The sequence below is a fragment of the Streptomyces viridochromogenes DSM 40736 genome (assembly GCF_000158955.1).
In the GTDB taxonomy this organism is placed as follows: Bacteria; Actinomycetota; Actinomycetes; order Streptomycetales; family Streptomycetaceae; genus Streptomyces; species Streptomyces venetus.
On the sequence record NZ_GG657757.1, the window covers coordinates 951,073 to 969,153 of the forward strand.

An 18,081-nucleotide genomic window follows, 5' to 3' on the forward strand; every position below is an offset into this window, starting at 1 on the left:
GAGCGGCTGGTGCGCGCCCTCCGCCGGCGCGAACCGGTCCTCCGGCATGTCCTCGAAGGCGAGCCGGTCGACGGTGAGGACCGGCTGCCCGGCCGTGTCCGTCAACTGCACGGAGACGGCGTCGCCGTCGGTCGGCGCGACCCGGACGCGCACCACCGAGGCGCCTGTCGCGTGCAGCCGGACGCCCTGCCAGGCGGCCGGGACCCGGACGCTGCCGGCGGGGGGCTCGCCCGCGATACCGCGCACGGCCCGCTCCAGCAGGGCGGGGTGCAGACCGTGGGCCGCCGCGTCCGGCAGGAGGCCCTCGTCCAGGTGTACTTCGCCAGCGTCCGACAGGCCGCCAGGGACGGTCGCGGGCGCCGGATGGGTGGCGGTCCCGAGAACGCCCTCGGCGTGTGCGGCCCGGTCGGGCTCCGCTCCGTCGGCCACGACGTGGACGGTGAAGGGGCGCCGCCCGGTTTCGTCGGGGGCGCCGACGACGGTCTGGAGCCGGGCGGTGCCGTGGTCGGGCAGCACCGGCGGCCGGTGCACGGTGAGGCTCTCCAGGTGGCCCGCGCCGACCTCGTCGGCCGCTCTGACCGCGGCCTCGACGAGCGCGGAGGCGGGCAGCACCGCGGTGCCGAGGACCGTATGGTCGTCGATCCACCCGTGGGTGCGCCGGGAGAGGCGGCTCGTGAACACCGTCTGGCCGGTGCCCGCGACCGGTACGGCGGTACCGAGCAGCGGGTGCCCGGTGGCGTCCGGGCCGGCTTCGCCGTCCTCCGGTGCCGTGGGCTGCAGCCAGTACCGCTCGTGCTGGAAGGCGTAGGTGGGCAGGGGGACGCGCTTGGCACCGGTGCCTTCGAAGAACGCCTCCCAGCCGACGCGGACGCCGCGGCTGTGCAGTGTGCCGAGTGCCTTGACGACGGTCTCTGCCTCGGGGTGGTCCCGTCGGAGGAGGGTGAGGGCGTGGACGTCGTCGCGGTCGTCGGCTTCGAGGGTCTCCTGCGCCATCGCCGTCAGGACCCCGTCGGGGCCCAGCTCCAGGAACGTGCTCACCCCAAGGTCGACGAGGTGACGCACACCGTCGTGGAAGCGGACGGCCTGACGGATGTGCCGCGCCCAGTACTCCGGCGAGCACAACTCCACCTCGCTCGCCAGTACACCGGTCACGTTCGACACCACAGGAATGCGCGGCGCACGGAAGGCGAGCCCCCGCGCCACCTCCTCGAACTCCTCCAGCACACCGTCCATATGGAACGAATGGAAAGCGTGACTGACTGTCAGGCGCTTGACCCGAAGGCCCTGCTCCTTCCACACCACCGCAAGCCCATCCACCGTGGCGGCGTCACCGGAGACCACCACCGACCGCGGGCCATTCACCGCAGCCACATCGACCAGGCCCTCACACCCGGCCAGCAGCCCGCGGACCTCCTCCTCAGCCGCCTGCACCGCGAGCATCGCGCCACCGGCCACGGCCGACTGCATCAACCGCCCACGCGCAGCCACCAACGCCGCCGCATCCGCCAGGTCCAAAACCCCCGCCACATGCGCGGCCACCACCTCACCCACCGAATGACCCAGCAAGTAGTCCGGTGTCACACCGTGGGCTTCCATCAGCCGGAACAGCGCCACCTCGACCGCGAACAACGCAGCCTGCGTGTTCACCGTCTCGTCCAGACCCTCACCGGAACGGATGACCTCGCCCAGCGACCGCCCCAGATGCCCCTCCAACGCTCCCGCGACCTCATCGAACGCCGCCGCATAGGCGGGGTACGTCGCGTACAACTCCTGCCCCATACCGATCCGCTGACTGCCCTGACCGGTGAACAGGAAGGCCGTCCGCCCCGCCACCCGCGCACCGGAAACCACCCGCCCCGACGAACCCCCCGACGCCAGCGCCCGCAACCCCTCCACCAGCGCCTCACCATCGGCACCCACCACCACAGCACGCTGATCGAACACAGCACGAGTAGCGGACAAGGAGTAGGCCACATCCAGCGGGGCGGCCGAGGAATCACGCTCTAGGTGGGACAGCAGCTTCGTCGCCTGTTCGCGCAGGGCGGCCGGGGTCCGGCCGGAGAGCGTCCACGGGACGGCGGGCAGGGTCCTCGACGGTTCCGTCGGTGCCTCGGCCTCGTCGTGTTCCACCGCTTCGATGATGACGTGGGCGTTGGTGCCGCTGATCCCGAAGGAGGACACGCCGGCCCGTCGGGGACGGTCCAGGACCGGCCACTCCCGCGCCTCGGTCAGCAACTCCACCGCGCCCGTGTCCCAGTCGACATGTCCCGACGGCTCGTCGACGTGAAGGGTTCGGGGCAGGACGCCGTGGCGCATCGCCTGCACCATCTTGATCACACCACCGACACCGGCCGCGGCCTGCGCGTGCCCGATGTTCGACTTCAACGACCCCAACCACAACGGCCGTTCATCAGTATGGTCCTGACCATAAGTGTTCAGCAGCGCCTGCGCCTCGATCGGATCACCCAACCGGGTCCCCGTCCCATGCGCCTCCACCACATCCACATCGGAACCACTCAGCCCCGCACCCGCCAACGCCGCACGAATCACCCGCTCCTGCGACGGACCATGAGGAGCCGTCAAACCATTCGACGCACCATCCTGATTCACCGCCGAACCCCGCACCACCGCCAGCACCCGATGACCCAGCCGCCGCGCATCCGACAACCGCTCCACCAACAGCAGCCCCACACCCTCGGACCACCCCGTACCATCCGCACCCGCCGAAAACGCCTTGCACCGACCATCCGCGGACAACCCCCGCTGCCGCGAGAACTCCACGAACGTCGTCGGCTGCGACATCACCGTCACACCACCGGCCAACGCCAGATCACACTCACCACTACGCAACGCACCCGCCGCCAGATGCAACGCCACCAACGACGACGAACACGCCGTATCCACCGTCACCGCAGGCCCCTCCAGGCCGAGGGAGTACGCGATCCGGCCGGAGGCGACGCTGCCCGCGCTGCCGCTGGCGAGGTAGCCCTCCAGCCCTTCGGGGAGCCGGTGGGTCCGGGTGCCGTAGTCGCTGTACATGACGCCGGTGAAGACGCCGGTCCGGGAGCCGTGCAGATCGGCGGGGACGATGCCGGCGTCCTCGAAGGTCTCCCACGCCGTCTCCAACAGCAACCGCTGCTGCGGATCCGCCGCCGTCGCCTCCCTCGGCGACATCCCGAAGAACTCCGGATCAAACAGATCCGCATCATGCAAGAACCCACCATGACGCGTATAACTCGTCCCCACACGCTCCGGATCCGGATCGAACAACCCCTCCAGATCCCAACCACGGTTCGACGGGAACTCACTCACCGCATCCACACCACCGGCCACCAGCCGCCACAGATCCTCCGGCGACGACACCCCACCCGGATAACGGCACGCCATCCCCACGATCGCGATCGGTTCCGCGGGGTCGCCCGTCGCGGCGGTGACGGCCGCGGCGGCCCGGTCGGGCTGTGCGTCGCCGAAGAGTTCGCGCGCCAGTTGCCGTGCGAGGGCGGTGGGGGTCGGGTGGTCGAAGACGAGGGTTGTGGGCAGCCGCAGGTCGGTGGCCCGGCCGAGCTGGTTGCGCAGCTCGACCGCGGTGAGCGAGTCGAAGCCCAGCTCCTGGAAGGGCCTGTCGGCGTCGATCGCCGCCGCGTTCGCGTGTCCGAGCACCCCGGCGACCCGGCCGCACACCAGCTCGAGCAGTGCCGCGTGACGGGCGTCGGCGTCCAGCGCGGCGAGCCGCCGCACCAGCGTCGATCCGCCGCCCTGCGCGGTGTGGCCGGCGGTCTTGGGGCGCGGGCCGGCGGGGGCCAGGTCGCGCAGGACGGGCAGCACCTCGTCGCCCTGGCGTCGCAGCTCCCCCGTGTCCAGGTAGGTCACGGCGAGGACCGGCTCACCGGTCAGGAGGGCGGCGTCGAACAGGCTCATCGCCTCGTCCGACGGGAGGGCCCGCAGGCCGAGCCGGGCGATGCGGCGCAGGTCGGTGTCGGTCAGCTGACCGCTGATCGTGCTCGTCTGCGACCACAGGCCCCACGCCAGCGACGTGGCCGGCAGCCCTAGGGCCCGGCGGTGCTGTGCCAGCGCGTCCAGGAAGGTGTTGCCCGCCGCGTAGTTCGCCTGGCCTGCGTTGCCGATCAGGCCGGCCAGCGACGAGTACACGACGAAGGCGGACAGCGGCAGGTGCCGCGTCAGCTCGTGGAGGTTCCAGGCCGCGTCGATCTTCGGCCGTACGACCGCGTCGAGTCGTTCCGCGGTCAGCCCGCTCAGCACGGTGTCGTCCAGGACGCCCGCGGTGTGCACCACCGCGGTCAGCGGGGACTCGTCCGGTATCTCCGCCAGCGCTGTGGCCAGTTGCCGGCGGTCCGCCGCGTCGCACGCGGCGAACGACACCTGGGCGCCCAGCCGCTCCATCTCCGCCCGCAGTTCGCCGGCCTCGGGGGCGTTCGCGCCCCGGCGGCTCAGCAGCAGCAGACGCCGGGCGCCGTGTTCGGTCACCAGATGACGGGTCAGGAGACGGCCCAGCGTTCCCGTGGCGCCGGTGACGAGCACGGTGCCCTCGTCCCAGCGCGGGGCCGCCGCCTGCTCCTGCGGGGAGGCCGCCCGCGCACGGGCCAGTCGCGGCACCAGCAGGCGGCGGTCGCGGACGGCCAGCTGGGTCTCGCCCACGGCCAGGGCGAGGGGGAGCTGTGCGTACCCCTCGGCGTCGGCGTCGACGAGGACGACCCGGCCGGGGTTCTCCGTCTGCGCGGTGCGCAGCAGACCCCACACACCGGCGTGCACCAGGTCCGTCACCTGCTCGCCCGGCTGGGCGGCCAGTGCCCCCCGGGTCACCACCACGAGACGTGTGCCGGCCAGTCGTTCGTCGGCCAGGAAGGCCTGCACGCGTTCCAGGACGCGGGCGAGTTCGACGCGCGCCAGTCCGGCGATGCCCTCACCGCCGACGGCTCCGTCGTCTCCGTCGGCGACCAGCGGCCAGACGACGGTGTCCGCCCCGGCCGCCGCCACCGCGTCGAGGTGCGGGTAGGAGGCCGCCGAGGCCAGGGCGGGCGCTCCCAGCACCGCCCAGCCAGAGGTGTCCGCGGCGGACTCGGGCGCCGGCACTTCGGACCAGGCCGCCGAGAACAGGCCGTCACGACCCGCCTGGGCCGCCGTGCGCACCGCGTCCTTCGACAGCGGGCGGAGCGCCAGCGAGTCCACCGACGCCACCGGCACGCCCGTGTCGTCGGTGACCAGCAGGGAGACGGTGTCGGCGGCGCCGGACAGACCGAAGCGGACCCGCAGCGCGGCAGCGCCGGTCGTGTGGACGCGGACGCCGGTCCAGGAGAACGGCAGGCGCGCTTCCACGTCTTCCTCGGCCACGCCCGGCAGCAGGGCGTGCAGCGCGGCGTCCAGCAGCGCCGGGTGCAGCAGGAACCGGCCCGCCTCGTCGCGCACTCCGTCCGGCAGGGTCACCTCTGCGAAGATCTCGTCCTCGCCCCGCCACACCCGGGACAGGCCCCGGAATGCCGGGCCGTACGCGTACCCCTGGTCGGCCAGGCGCTCGTAGACGCCGTCCAGGCCGGCCTCCCGCGCGTTCGCCGGGGGCCAGACCACCAGGTCGGCGGCGGGCGTGTCCGGGGCGGCGGGCACGAGGGTGCCCTGTGCGTTGAGGACCCAGTCGCGCTCGTCGTCCGTGTCGGGGCGGGAGTACACCTCGATGGGGCGTGCGCCGGACTCGTCCTTCTCCCCCACGGCCACTTGCAGGTGCACTCCGCCGTCGGCGGGCAGGACCAGGGGCGTGGCGAGGGTGAGCTCGGCCACCTGCTCGGCGCCTGCCTGCTCGCCCGCGTGGGCCGCGAGTTCGAGCAAGGCGGTGCCCGGGAGTATGACGGTGCCGGAGACGGCGTGGTCGGCGAGCCAGGGGTGCGTCCGCAGTGACACGCGCCCCGTGAAGAGCACCTCTCCGCCTCGGGCGAGCGTGACCGAAGCGCCGAGCAGCGGGTGTCCGGTCGAGCGGAGCCCGAGTTCGGTGGCGTCGCCGTGGCCGGCGGGGACGTCGAGCCAGTACCGCTCGTTCTGGAAGGCGTAGGTGGGCAGGGGGACACGCTTGGCGCCGGTGCCCTCGAAGAACGCCTCCCAGCCAGAGCGTCCCGCCTCGGTCCTGATGCGCAGGGCGGCGACCGCGGCCACCGCCGTCTCCGGTTCGGGCCTATCGCGTCGCAGGAGAGTGAGGGCCCGGATGTCGTCCCGGTCGTCGGCTTCGAGGGTCTCCTGCGCCATCGCCGTCAGAACCCCGTCGGGGCCCAGCTCCAGGAACGTGCTCACCCCAAGGTCGACGAGGTGACGCACACCGTCGTGGAAGCGGACGGCCTGACGGATGTGCCGCGCCCAGTACTCCGGCGAGCACAACTCCTCTTCCCTCGCCAGTACACCGGTCACGTTCGACACCACAGGAATGCGCGGCGCACGGAAGGCGAGCCCCCGCGCCACCCCCTCGAACTCCTCCAGCACACCGTCCATATGGAACGAATGGAAAGCGTGACTGACTGTCAGGCGCTTGACCCGAAGGCCCTGCTCCTTCCACACCACCGCAAGCCCATCCACCGTGGCGGCGTCACCGGAGACCACCACCGACCGCGGCCCATTCACCGCGGCCACATCGACCAGGCCCTCACACCCGGCCAGCAGCCCGCGGACCTCCTCCTCAGCCGCCTGCACCGCGAGCATCGCGCCACCGGCCACGGCCGACTGCATCAACCGCCCACGCGCAGCCACCAACGCCGCCGCATCCGCCAGGTCCAAAACCCCCGCCACATGCGCGGCCACCACCTCACCCACCGAATGACCGGCCAGATAGTCCGGAACGATCCCCCACGACTCCATCAGCCGGAACAGCGCCACCTCGACCGCGAACAACGCAGCCTGCGTGTTCACCGTCTCGTCCAGACCCTCACCGGACCGGATGACCTCCCCCAGCGACCGCCCCAGATGCCCCTCCAACGCTCCCGCGACCTCATCGAACGCCGCCGCATAGACCGGGAACGCCGCGTACAACTCCCGCCCCATACCGACCCGCTGACTGCCCTGACCGGTGAACAGGAAGGCCGTCCGCCCCGCCACCCGCGCACCGGAAACCACCCGCCCCGACGAACCCCCCGACGCCAGCGCCCGCAACCCCTCCACCAGCGCCTCACCATCGGCACCCACCACCACAGCACGCTGATCGAACACAGCACGAGTAGCAGCCAGGGAATAGGCCAGGTCCAGGGGATCGGCCGAGGAGTCGCGCTCCACGTGGGCGAGCAGCCGCGCGGCCTGCTCCCTCAGGGCCTCCGGTGTCCTGCCGGAGAGTGCCCAGGCGAGAACGGCGGGAGGACGCACGATGCCGTCGGTGCCGTTGTCGTCCTCGGTGGTGTCGGCGGCGGGCGCCGCTTCGATGATGACGTGGGCGTTGGTGCCGCTGAAGCCGAAGGAGGACACGCCCGCCCGTCGGGGACGGTCCACGGCCGGCCACTCGCGTGCCTCGGCCAGTAGTCGCACGGCGCCGTCCGTCCAGTCCACCACCGAGGTGGGTTCGTCCGCGTACAGCGACTTGGGCAGGACGCCGTGGCGCATCGCCTGCACCATCTTGATCACACCACCGACACCCGCCGCGGCCTGCGCGTGCCCGATGTTCGACTTCAACGACCCCAGCCACAACGGCTGTTCGTCGGTGTGGTCCTGACCGTAAGTGTTCAGCAGCGCCTGCGCCTCGATCGGATCACCCAACCGGGTCCCCGTCCCATGCGCCTCCACCACATCCACATCGGAACCACTCAGCCCCGCACCCGCCAACGCCGCACGAATCACCCGCTCCTGCGAGGGACCATGAGGAGCCGTCAAACCATTCGACGCACCATCCTGATTCACCGCCGAACCCCGCACCACCGCCAGCACCCGATGACCCAGCCGCCGCGCATCCGACAACCGCTCCACCAACAGCAGCCCCACACCCTCGGACCACCCCGTACCATCCGCACCCGCCGAAAACGCCTTGCACCGACCATCGGCGGCAAGGCCCTGGAGCCGGGAGAACTCGATGAAGGGCATGGCCGTCGGCATGACGGTCACGCCGCCGGCGAGGGCGAGGTCGCACTCGCCGTTGCGGAGTGCGTTGACGGCCAGGTGCAACGCCACCAACGACGACGAGCACGCCGTGTCCACCGTGACGGCGGGGCCTTCCAGGCCGTACGTGTAGGCGATCCGGCCGGAGGCGACGCTGCCCGCGCTGCCGCTGGCGAGGTAGCCCTCCAGCCCTTCCGGCAGTTCGCCGACGCGGGAGCCGTAGTCGCCGTACATGACGCCGGTGAAGACGCCGGTCCGGGAGCCGTGCAGATCGGCGGGGACGATGCCGGCGTCCTCGAAGGTCTCCCACGCCGTCTCCAACAGCAACCGCTGCTGCGGATCCGCCGCCGTCGCCTCCCTCGGCGACATCCCGAAGAACTCCGGATCAAACAGATCCGCATCATGCAAGAACCCACCATGACGCGTATAACTCGTCCCCACACGCTCCGGATCCGGATCGAACAACCCCTCCAGATCCCAACCCCGATTCGACGGGAACTCACTCACCGCATCCACACCACCGGCCACCAGCCGCCACAGATCCTCCGGCGACGACACCCCACCCGGATAACGGCACGCCATCCCCACGATCGCGATCGGCTCGTGCTGACGGTCCTCGACCTCGCTCAGCCGCTTACGGGCGTCGCGAGCGTCGGCGATGGCCCGCTTGAGGTAATCACGGAGCTTTCCCTCGTCCGTCACGTGCTTTCAACTCCTGAGCATCGAATGGTGTGGTGCCGGGTCGGGGCCTGTTGCCGGCCGGGCGCGGTGTGTGCGGTGCGTGCGGGGTTCAGTCGAGTTCGTCGACGAGCGCGAAGAGCTCCTCGTCGCTGGCTGCGTCCAGGTCCAGGCCGCCCCCGGCGTCGGCCTCGCCTCCTGGTACCGCTTCCGCCAGGAGCAGCAGTTCCCTGAGCCGGTCGGCGAGGCGTGTCCGGGACTCGTCCTCGGGTGCCAGGGACTTGAGCAGGGCCTCGGCACGGTCGAGCTCGGCGAGTCCGGGGACGTCCGCCGGCCCCTGCCGTTCCTCGATCCGCCCGGCGACGAACCGGGCGAGGGCGGTGGGGGTCGGGTGGTCGAAGACGAGGGTGGTGGGCAGGCGCAGACCGGTGGCCCGGCCGAGCTGGTTGCGCAGCTCGACCGCGGTGAGCGAGTCGAAGCCCAGCTCCTGGAAGGGCCTGTCGGCGTCGACGGAGCCCTGCCCGGAGTGGCCCGAGGACGGCGGCGGCCTGTCCCCGCACCAGCTCGATGAGGGCCGCCTCGCGTTCGGCCGCGCCGAGTGCGCCGAGCTGCTCCAGGAGCCCCGCGCCCTGCTCCGCGCCCGTCCCGGCCGCTGTGCGGCGGGCGGTGGCGGGTGCCAGGCCACGTAGCAGCGGCGCCGCGTTCTCACCCTGCCGCCGCAGGGCCGCGGTGTCGACGTACGTGGCCGCCAGCACGGGCCGCGCGAGGCGGAAGGCCGCGTCGTACAGGTTCATCGCCTCGTCCGACGGCAGTGCCACCAGGCCGAGCCGGGCCAGCCGCCTGAGGTCCGTCTCGCTCAGGCCGCCGCTGATGGCGCTCTCCTGCTCCCACAGGCCCCAGGCCAGGGAGAGGCCGGGGAGGCCCTGCGCCCTGCGGTGCTGGGCCAGTGCGTCCAGGAAGGTGTTGCCGGCCGCGTAGTTGGCCTGTCCGGCGGTGCCGAGGAGGCCGGCGACGGACGAGTAGACGACGAAGGCCGACAGCGCACGGTCCCGTGTCAGTTCGTGCAGGTTCCACGCCGCGTCCACCTTGGGTCGCAGCACCGTGTCCAGTCGCTCCGGGGTGAGTTCACCGAGCACCGTGTCGTCCAGGACCCCCGCCGTGTGGACGACGGCGGAGAGCGGCCGGTCTTCGGGCACCGCCGTGAGGACGCCGGCCAGTGCCTCACGGTCCGCGGCGTCGCATGCGGCGAAGGTGACGCCGGCACCGAGGCCGGTCAGCTCCTCCTTCATCTCGGCCGCTCCCGGGGCGGATTCACCGCGGCGGCTGAGCAGCAGCAGGTGCCGGGCGCCGTGTTCGGTCACCAGGTGCCGGGCCAGGATCCGGCCCAGTGTTCCCGTGGCCCCGGTGATGAGGACGGTGCCCTCGTCCCATCGGGGCGGGACGGCGTCGTCGTCCGCGCCGAGGGCGCGCTCCAGGCGGGGCACGAGGAACGTGTCGCCACGCACGGCCACCTGGGGCTCTCCGGTGGCGACGGCCTCGGTGACGTCGCCGTCGCCGTCGGCGTCGACCAGCACGACACGGCCGGGGTTCTCCGTCTGTGCCGTCCGCAGCAGGCCCCATAGGCCCGCGTGCACCAGGTCCGGGACGTCGTCGTCCGGGCTCGTGGCCACCGCGCCGCGTGTGACGACCACGAGCCGCGCTTCGGCCAGTCGCGGATCGGCGAGGAACGCCTGCACGGTCGTCAGCGCCTGCCGGGTGGTGGCGCGTGCCGCCTCGGCGACGCCGGGGCCGCCCGCCGGGGCGGTGCTGTCGTGGCCCGGGGCCCACAGGACGGTGTCCGCCCCACTTCCCGCTACTTCTTCCAGGTCCTCGTACGCCTTCACGGAGAGGACCGGCGAGGAGCCCAGGGCCGCCCAGCCTGAGGTGTCGACCGTTCCCCGGGGAGCCTCGGTCACCGACCAGACGGCGGGGAACAGTCCGTTCCGTCCGGCGCCGGCTGCCCGCAGCGCGTCCGCGGCCGGCGGCCGCAGGAGCAGCGAGTCCACCGACGCCACGGGCAGTCCCGTGCCGTCGGCGACCTGCAGTGACGCCTCCAGCGTCTCCCCGCCGGAGTCGGACAGGGTCAGCCGTGCCCGCAGGACGGACGCTCCGACGGCGTGGACGCGCGCACCCGACCAGGAGAACGGCAGGCGTGGCTGTCCGTCGTCCCCGGTGACGCCGGGCAGCAGCGGGTGCAGTACGGCGTCCAGCAGCGCCGGATGGAGCAGGAAGTGTCCCGCCCGCTCGCCCGCCTCGTCCGGCAGGGCGACCTCGGCGAAGGTCTCGCCCTCGCCCTGCCACACCCGGCGCAGCCCCTGGAAGGCGGCGCCGTAGGCGAATCCGTGGTCGGCGAGACGCTCGTAGGCGCCGTCGAGGTCGATCTCGGTCGCGCCCGCCGGAGGCCAGACCACCAGTCCGGACCCGGTGTCGGAGGGGTCGGCGGGGGTCAGCGAACCGTGGGCGTTGAGCACCCACTCGCTTTCCCCGTCCGGGCCCTGCCCGGCGGCGCGGGAGTAGATCTCGACGCCGCGCCGTCCGTCGTCGTCCGGCTCCCCGACGGTGACCTGTACGTCGACGCCGCCGTGTTCGGACAGGACGAGCGGTGCGGCCAGGGTCAGGTCCTCGACGTGTGCGCTGCCGGCCTGCTCCCCGGCGCGCAGGGCCAGTTCGAGGAGGGCGGTGCCGGGCAGCAGGACGGTGCCGGACACCGTGTGGTCCGCGAGCCACGGGTGGGTGCGCAGGGAGAGCCGTCCGGTGAAGAGGTAGGCGTCGCGGCCCGCCATGCGCACGGCGGCGCCGATCAGCGGGTGCTCGACCGTGCTCAGGCCGAGGCCCTCGGCGTCGACGTCCGCGGTGGGTGCGTCGAGCCAGTAGCGCCGGTGCTGGAAGGCGTAGCCGGGCAGCGGCACGCGGCGGGCGCCGGGCAGTGCCGTGTCCCAGTCGGGCTCGGCTCCTCGCATCCGCAACAGGGCGAGCGCGGACATGACGGTCTCGGGCTCAGGCCTGTCCCGGCGCAGCGCGGGGGTGAGCGCGCCCGGCGGCTCGGTGAGCGACGCCTCCACCATGGAGGTCAGGACTCCGTCCGGGCCCAGTTCCACGTACTGCCGGACACCCAGCTGCTCCAGGAGGCGTACGCCGTCGTGGAAGCGGACGGCCTGACGGATGTGCCGCGCCCAGTACTCCGGCGAGCACAACTCCTCCTCGCTCGCCAGTACACCGGTCACGTTCGACACCACAGGGATCTGCGGCGCACGGAACGTGAGCCCCCGCGCCACCCCCTCAAACTCCTCCAGCACACCGTCCATATGGAACGAATGGAAGGCATGGCTGACTGTCAGGCGCTTGACCCGAAGGCCCTGCTCCTTCCACACCACCGCAAGCCCATCCACCGTGGCGGCGTCACCGGAGACCACCACCGACCGCGGCCCATTCACCGCAGCCACATCGACCAGGCCCTCACACCCGGCCAGCAGCCCGCGGACCTCCTCCTCAGCCGCCTGCACCGCGAGCATCGTGCCACCGGCCACGGCCGACTGCATCAACCGCCCACGCGCAGCCACCAACGCCGCCGCATCCGCCAGGTCCAAAACCCCCGCCACATGCGCGGCCACCACCTCACCCACCGAATGACCGGCCAGATAGTCCGGAACGATCCCCCACGACTCCATCAGCCGGAACAGCGCCACCTCGACCGCGAACAACGCGGCCTGCGTGTTCACCGTCTCGTCCAGACCCTCACCGGACCGGATGACCTCCCCCAGCGACCGCCCCAGATGCCCCTCCAACGCACCCGCGACCTCATCGAACGCCGCCGCATAGACCGGAAACGCCGCGTACAACTCCCGCCCCATACCGACCCGCTGACTGCCCTGACCGGTGAACAGGAAGGCTGTCTTGCCTGGTTGGTCGGCGGTGGCGCGTACGACGGAGGGCGCGGAGCCGTCCTCGGCCAGTGTCGCGAGGCCCGCGAGGAGCGCGTCGCGGTCGGCGGCGACGACGGCCGCGCTGTTCTCCAGGACGGCGCGCGTCGTCGCGAGCGAGTAGGCGATGTCGCCCGGTGTCAGGTCCGGGTTGCGGGTCAGGTGTGCGTGCAGCCGGCGGGCCTGGCCGCGCAGGGCCTCCTCGCCGCGGGCGGAGAGGATCCAGGGGACCGCGGGGCGGTCCTGGTCGCGGGTCGGCTCGGTGCGGGACGGTTCGTCCGGTGCTTGTTCGATGATGACGTGGGCGTTGGTGCCGCTGATCCCGAAGGAGGACACGCCCGCCCGTCGGGGACGGTCCACGGCCGGCCACTCCCGGGCCTCGGCGAGCAGTTCCACCGCGCCGTCCGTCCAGTCCACCACCGAGGTGGGCTCGTCCGCGTACAGCGACTTGGGCAGGACGCCGTGGCGCATCGCCTGCACCATCTTGATCACACCACCGACACCGGCCGCGGCCTGCGCGTGCCCGATGTTCGACTTCAACGACCCCAGCCACAACGGCCGTTCATCAGTATGGTCCTGACCATAAGTGTTCAGCAGCGCCTGCGCCTCGATCGGATCACCCAACCGGGTCCCCGTCCCATGCGCCTCCACCACATCCACATCGGAACCACTCAGCCCCGCACCCGCCAACGCCGCACGAATCACCCGCTCCTGCGACGGACCATGAGGAGCCGTCAAACCATTCGACGCACCATCCTGATTCACCGCCGAACCCCGCACCACCGCCAGCACCCGATGACCCAGCCGCCGCGCATCCGACAACCGCTCCACCAACAGCAGCCCCACACCCTCGGACCACCCCGTACCATCCGCACCCGCAGAAAACGCCTTGCACCGACCATCCGCGGACAACCCCCGCTGCCGCGAGAACTCCACGAACGTCGTCGGCTGCGACATCACCGTCACACCACCGGCCAACGCCAGATCACACTCACCACTACGCAACGCACCCGCCGCCAGATGCAACGCCACCAACGACGACGAACACGCCGTATCCACCGTGACGGCGGGGCCTTCCAGGCCGTACGTATAGGCGACGCGGCCGGAGATGACGCTGGAGAGGTTGCCCGCGAGCAGGAAGCCCTCGTACTCGCCGGGCTTGGCGACCGCCCGGGCGGCGTAGTCGTCGTACATGGCGCCGGTGAAGACGCCGGTGGCGGTGCCGCGGAGCGAGGTCGGGTCGATGCCGGCGTCCTCGAAGGTCTCCCACGCCGTCTCCAACAGCAACCGCTGCTGCGGATCCGCCGCCGTCGCCTCCCTCGGCGACATCCCGAAGAACTCCGGATCAAACAGATCCGCATCATGCAAGAACCCACCATGACGCGTATAACTCGTCCCCACACGCTCCGGATCCGGATCGAACAACCCCTCCAGATCCCAACCACGGTTCGACGGGAACTCACTCACCGCATCCACACCACCGGCCACCAGCCGCCACAGATCCTCCGGCGACGACACCCCACCCGGATAACGGCACGCCATCCCCACGATCGCGATCGGCTCCGCCTTGGCCGTGCGCCGGGGGGTGACCGCGGCCGGTGCCTCCAGTTCGACGGCACGGCCGAGCAGGTAGGCGGCGAGCGCTGCCGGGGCGGGATGGTCGAAGACGAGGGTGGTGGGCAGCCGCAGACCGGTGGTCCGGGCCAGCTCGTTGCGCAGTTCCACGCCGCTCATCGAGTCGAAGCCCAAGTCGTTGAAGGCACGGTCGGGGGCGACGGCGCCCGCTCCGGAGTGGCCGAGGACCGCGGCGACCTTGCCGCGCACCAGGTCGAGCACGGTCTCCTTCCGCTCGTCCTCGGGGAGCGCGGCGATCTGACGGGCCCAGGAGGACTCCCCCGCGTGGCCCGGACCGGAGGTACGGGCGACGCGGCGGAGGCGGGCGGGGACGAGCCCTTGGAGGAGCGGGTGCGGCTCGGCGGCACCGGCCCGGGACAGCCGCAGCGGTACGGGGACCAGGAGCGGGGCGTCCGAGTCGAGGGCCTGGTCGAAGAGGGCGAGTCCCTGCTCGACGGTGAGCGGCGGCATTCCGGCCCGTTCCCAGCGGGCGATCTCGGCGGGCGTCAGCGTGGCGCCCATGCCGTGCGTGGCGTCCCACAGGCCCCAGGCGAGCGAGGTGGCGGGCAGCCCCTGGGCGCGGCGGTGCTGCGCCAGTGCGTCCAAGTAGGCGTTGGCGGCGGCGTAGTTGCCCTGGCCGGCGGTGCCGACGAGGCCGGACACCGAGGAGAACAGGACGAACGCGCGCAGGTCGAGGCCGCCGGTCAGTTCGTGCAGGTGCCGGGCCGCGTCCGCCTTGGGGGCGAGCACGGTGTGCAGGCGTTCCGGCGTCAGCGACAGGGCGGTCGCGTCGTCGAGGACGCCGGCGGTGTGCACCACCGCGGTCAGGGGGTGGGCGCCGGGCACCGAGTCGAGGAGCGCGGCGACGGCCTCACGGTCGGCGATGTCGGCCGCCTCGACACGGACGGTGGCGCCCTGCGCGGTGAGGTCGGCGACGAGTTCGGCCGCACCGGGTGCTTCGGGGCCGCGGCGGCTGACCAGCAGCAGGTGGCGTACGGCGTGGTCGGTGACGAGGTGGCGGGCGAAGAGGGCGCCGAGCCCTCCGGTGCCGCCGGTGACGAGGACGGTGCCGTCGGGTGCGAACGAAGGCTGCTCGCCGTCCGCGCGGACGGTGTCCGTGGTGGCCAGCCGGGGGGCGTGGAACGTCCCGTCGCGCAGGGCGAGCTGCGGCTCTCCCATGGCGAGGGCGGTGGTGAGCAGCCCGGCTGTGCCGGTCTCGGTGTCCGCGGCGGCTTCGGCGTCGAGGTCGACCAGGACCACACGGTCGGGATGTTCGGACTGTACCGAGCGGACCAGGCCCCATACGGGAGCCGCGTCGAGGTCGGTGACGTCCTCGCCGGGCAGGGCGCCTACCGCGCCCGACGTCAGGACGGCGAGGCGGGCCGCGGCGAACCGCTCGTCGGCCAGGAACTCCTGGACCAGGCGCAGTACCCGCAGGGTCGGCGTGTGCCGGCCGTCCGCCTGGGTGGTGCCGTGCGTCCCGTACTGCCGTACGACGACGACGTCGGCCGCCGCCACGTCGGCGAGTGCGTCCCGTGCTTCGGCGAAGGCGGGTTCCGGGACGTCGGTGTCCCGCGGGGGCGCGGCGAGGGCCGGCCATGTGAGGTCGTAGAGCGTGTCGGCCGTCGTGGCACGGTCCGTCGCGGCCAGCTTCCGACGGTCGACCGGGCGCAGGGTGAGGGACTCGACCTCGGCCACGGGCGCACCGGTTCCGGAGGCCAGGGTCATCCGGTAGGTGTCGGTACCGTGCGGGCTGATCCGGACGCGCAGGGCGGCGGCGCCGACGGCGTGCAGGGTGACTCCGGACCAGGTGAAGGGCAGCCGGATGCTGTCGGGGTCGGTGCCGTCGGCCGCCGCGAGGACCAGGGGGTGCAGGGCGGCGTCGAGGAGCGCCGGGTGCAGGCTGTAGCTTTCCGCCGCCTCGGCGGGGCCGTCGGACAGGCGTACCTCCGCGTAGAGGTCGTCCCCGTCGCGCCAGGCAGCGGTGAGGCCCTGGAAGGCGGGGCCGTAGTCGTAGCCGAGGGCGGCGAGGCGGTCGTAGGCGGCGGCGAGCGGTTCGGGTCGGGCGCCGTCGGGCGGCCAGACGGTCAGGGCCTCGCCGCTCGTCGCGGCGGGGGCCGGCGGGGCGAGGGTGCCGGAGGCGTGCCGGGTCCACTGGCGTGCGTCGTCCGCGGCGGTGTCCGGGCCGGCGTGGACGGTGAACGGCCCGGGCCCCCGGCGGGGTCGGGGCGCGCCGACGGTGACCTGGACGCGGACCGCCCGGTTCTCCGGTACCAGGAGCGGTGCTTCCAGGGTGAGTTCGTCGACCTGCGGGGCGCCGAGGTGGCCGCCCGCGGCGACGGCCAGTTCGAGGAAGGCCGTGGCGGGCAGCAGGACGGTGCCCGTGATGGCGTGGTCGGCGAGCCACGGGTGGTCGCTCAGGGACAGGCGGCTGGTGAGGACCGTGCCCTCGCTCTCCGCCAGGTCGACCACGGTGGCGAGCAGGGGGTGGTCGGCGGTGTCCAGGCCGAGTCCTCGCGCGTCGACGGGCGCCTCGGGGGCGAGCCAGTAGTGCTCCCGCTGGAAGGCGTACGTCGGTGGTTCGAACGCGGGGGTGCCGGTGCCGGCCGGGTGGAGGGACCCGCCGTCCAGGGGGGCGCCGGCCGTGTGGGCGCGGGCGAGGCCGCGGGCGAACGTGTCGGTCTCGGGGCGGCCCGGCCGCAGCAGCGCGACGTGGGTGGTGGGCGTCTCGGCGAGGGCTTCCTGGGCCAGGGCGGTGAGGACGGCGTCGGGACCGACCTCCACGAAGACGGTGGCGCCCTGGCGGTCCAGTTCGCGTACGGCGTCGAGGAAGCGGACGGTGGCCCGGATCTGCCCGGACCAGTAGTCGGGCGAGGCCAGTTCGTCGGCCGTGGCGGGCACACCGGTCACCGTGGACACCAGGGGGATGTCCGGGGCCCGGAAGCTCAGGCCCGCCGCGGTCTCGCGGAACTCGTCGAGCACGTCGTCCATGTGCGGTGAGTGGAAGGCATGGCTCACCTTGAGCCTGCTGGTCTTGCGGCCCTCGGCCCGCCAGCCGTCGGCGATCTCCTCGGCGGCGTCCGCGTCACCGGAGACCACCACCGCACGGGGGCCGTTGACCGCTGCGATGCTCACGGCATGCTCGTGACCCTGGAGGGACCGCAGGACCTCGTCCTCCGTGGCCTGCACGGCGATCATGGCGCCGCCGGGGCGGGCGGACTGCATGAGCCGTGCGCGGGCGGCGACGAGGGTCGCGGCGTCGTCGAGCGAGAGCACGCCCGCGGCGTGGGCGGCGGCGAGTTCGCCGATGGAGTGCCCGGCGACCAGGTCGGGGGTGGTTCCGTGGTGGGCCAGCAACCGGAACAGCGCGATCTCGGTCGCGAACAGCGCGGGCTGGGTGAAGCTCGTCCGATGGATCAGCTCGGCGTCCGGGCCGTCCGGGTCGGCGAACACGACCTCGCGCAGCGGGCGCTCGAGCTTTCCGTCGAACGCCGCGCACACGGCGTCGAAGGCGGCGGCGTAGACCGGTGAGGCCGCGTACAGCTCCCGTCCCATGCCGAGTCGCTGGGCGCCCTGCCCGGTGAAGAGGAAGGCGGTGCGGCCGGCGCCGGCGGCGCTGCCGGTGACGGCGTCCGGGACGTCCGCGTAGGGGGTGCCGGCGGCCAGTGCCTCCAGTGCGGCGAGCCGGTCGGCCACGGTGACGCCGAAGACGGCGGCCCGTTCCTCGAAGAAGGTGCGGCGGGTGGCGAGGGCGTGG

General features: G+C 72.6%; 1 protein-coding gene and 1 pseudogene. Both read right to left on the bottom strand.

Translation table 11 applies throughout. The annotated features are described in order from the left end of the window. Positions 1–5,619, bottom strand: a 5,619-nt coding sequence (locus tag SSQG_RS43885; RefSeq protein ID WP_425315013.1) for an SDR family NAD(P)-dependent oxidoreductase, incomplete at its 3' end; no start/stop codon positions are given. After that, a pseudogene (locus tag SSQG_RS42080) lies at positions 5,599–18,081 on the bottom strand (SDR family NAD(P)-dependent oxidoreductase); the annotation flags it as partial. The pseudogene SSQG_RS42080 and the gene SSQG_RS43885, both read right to left, overlap by 21 nt.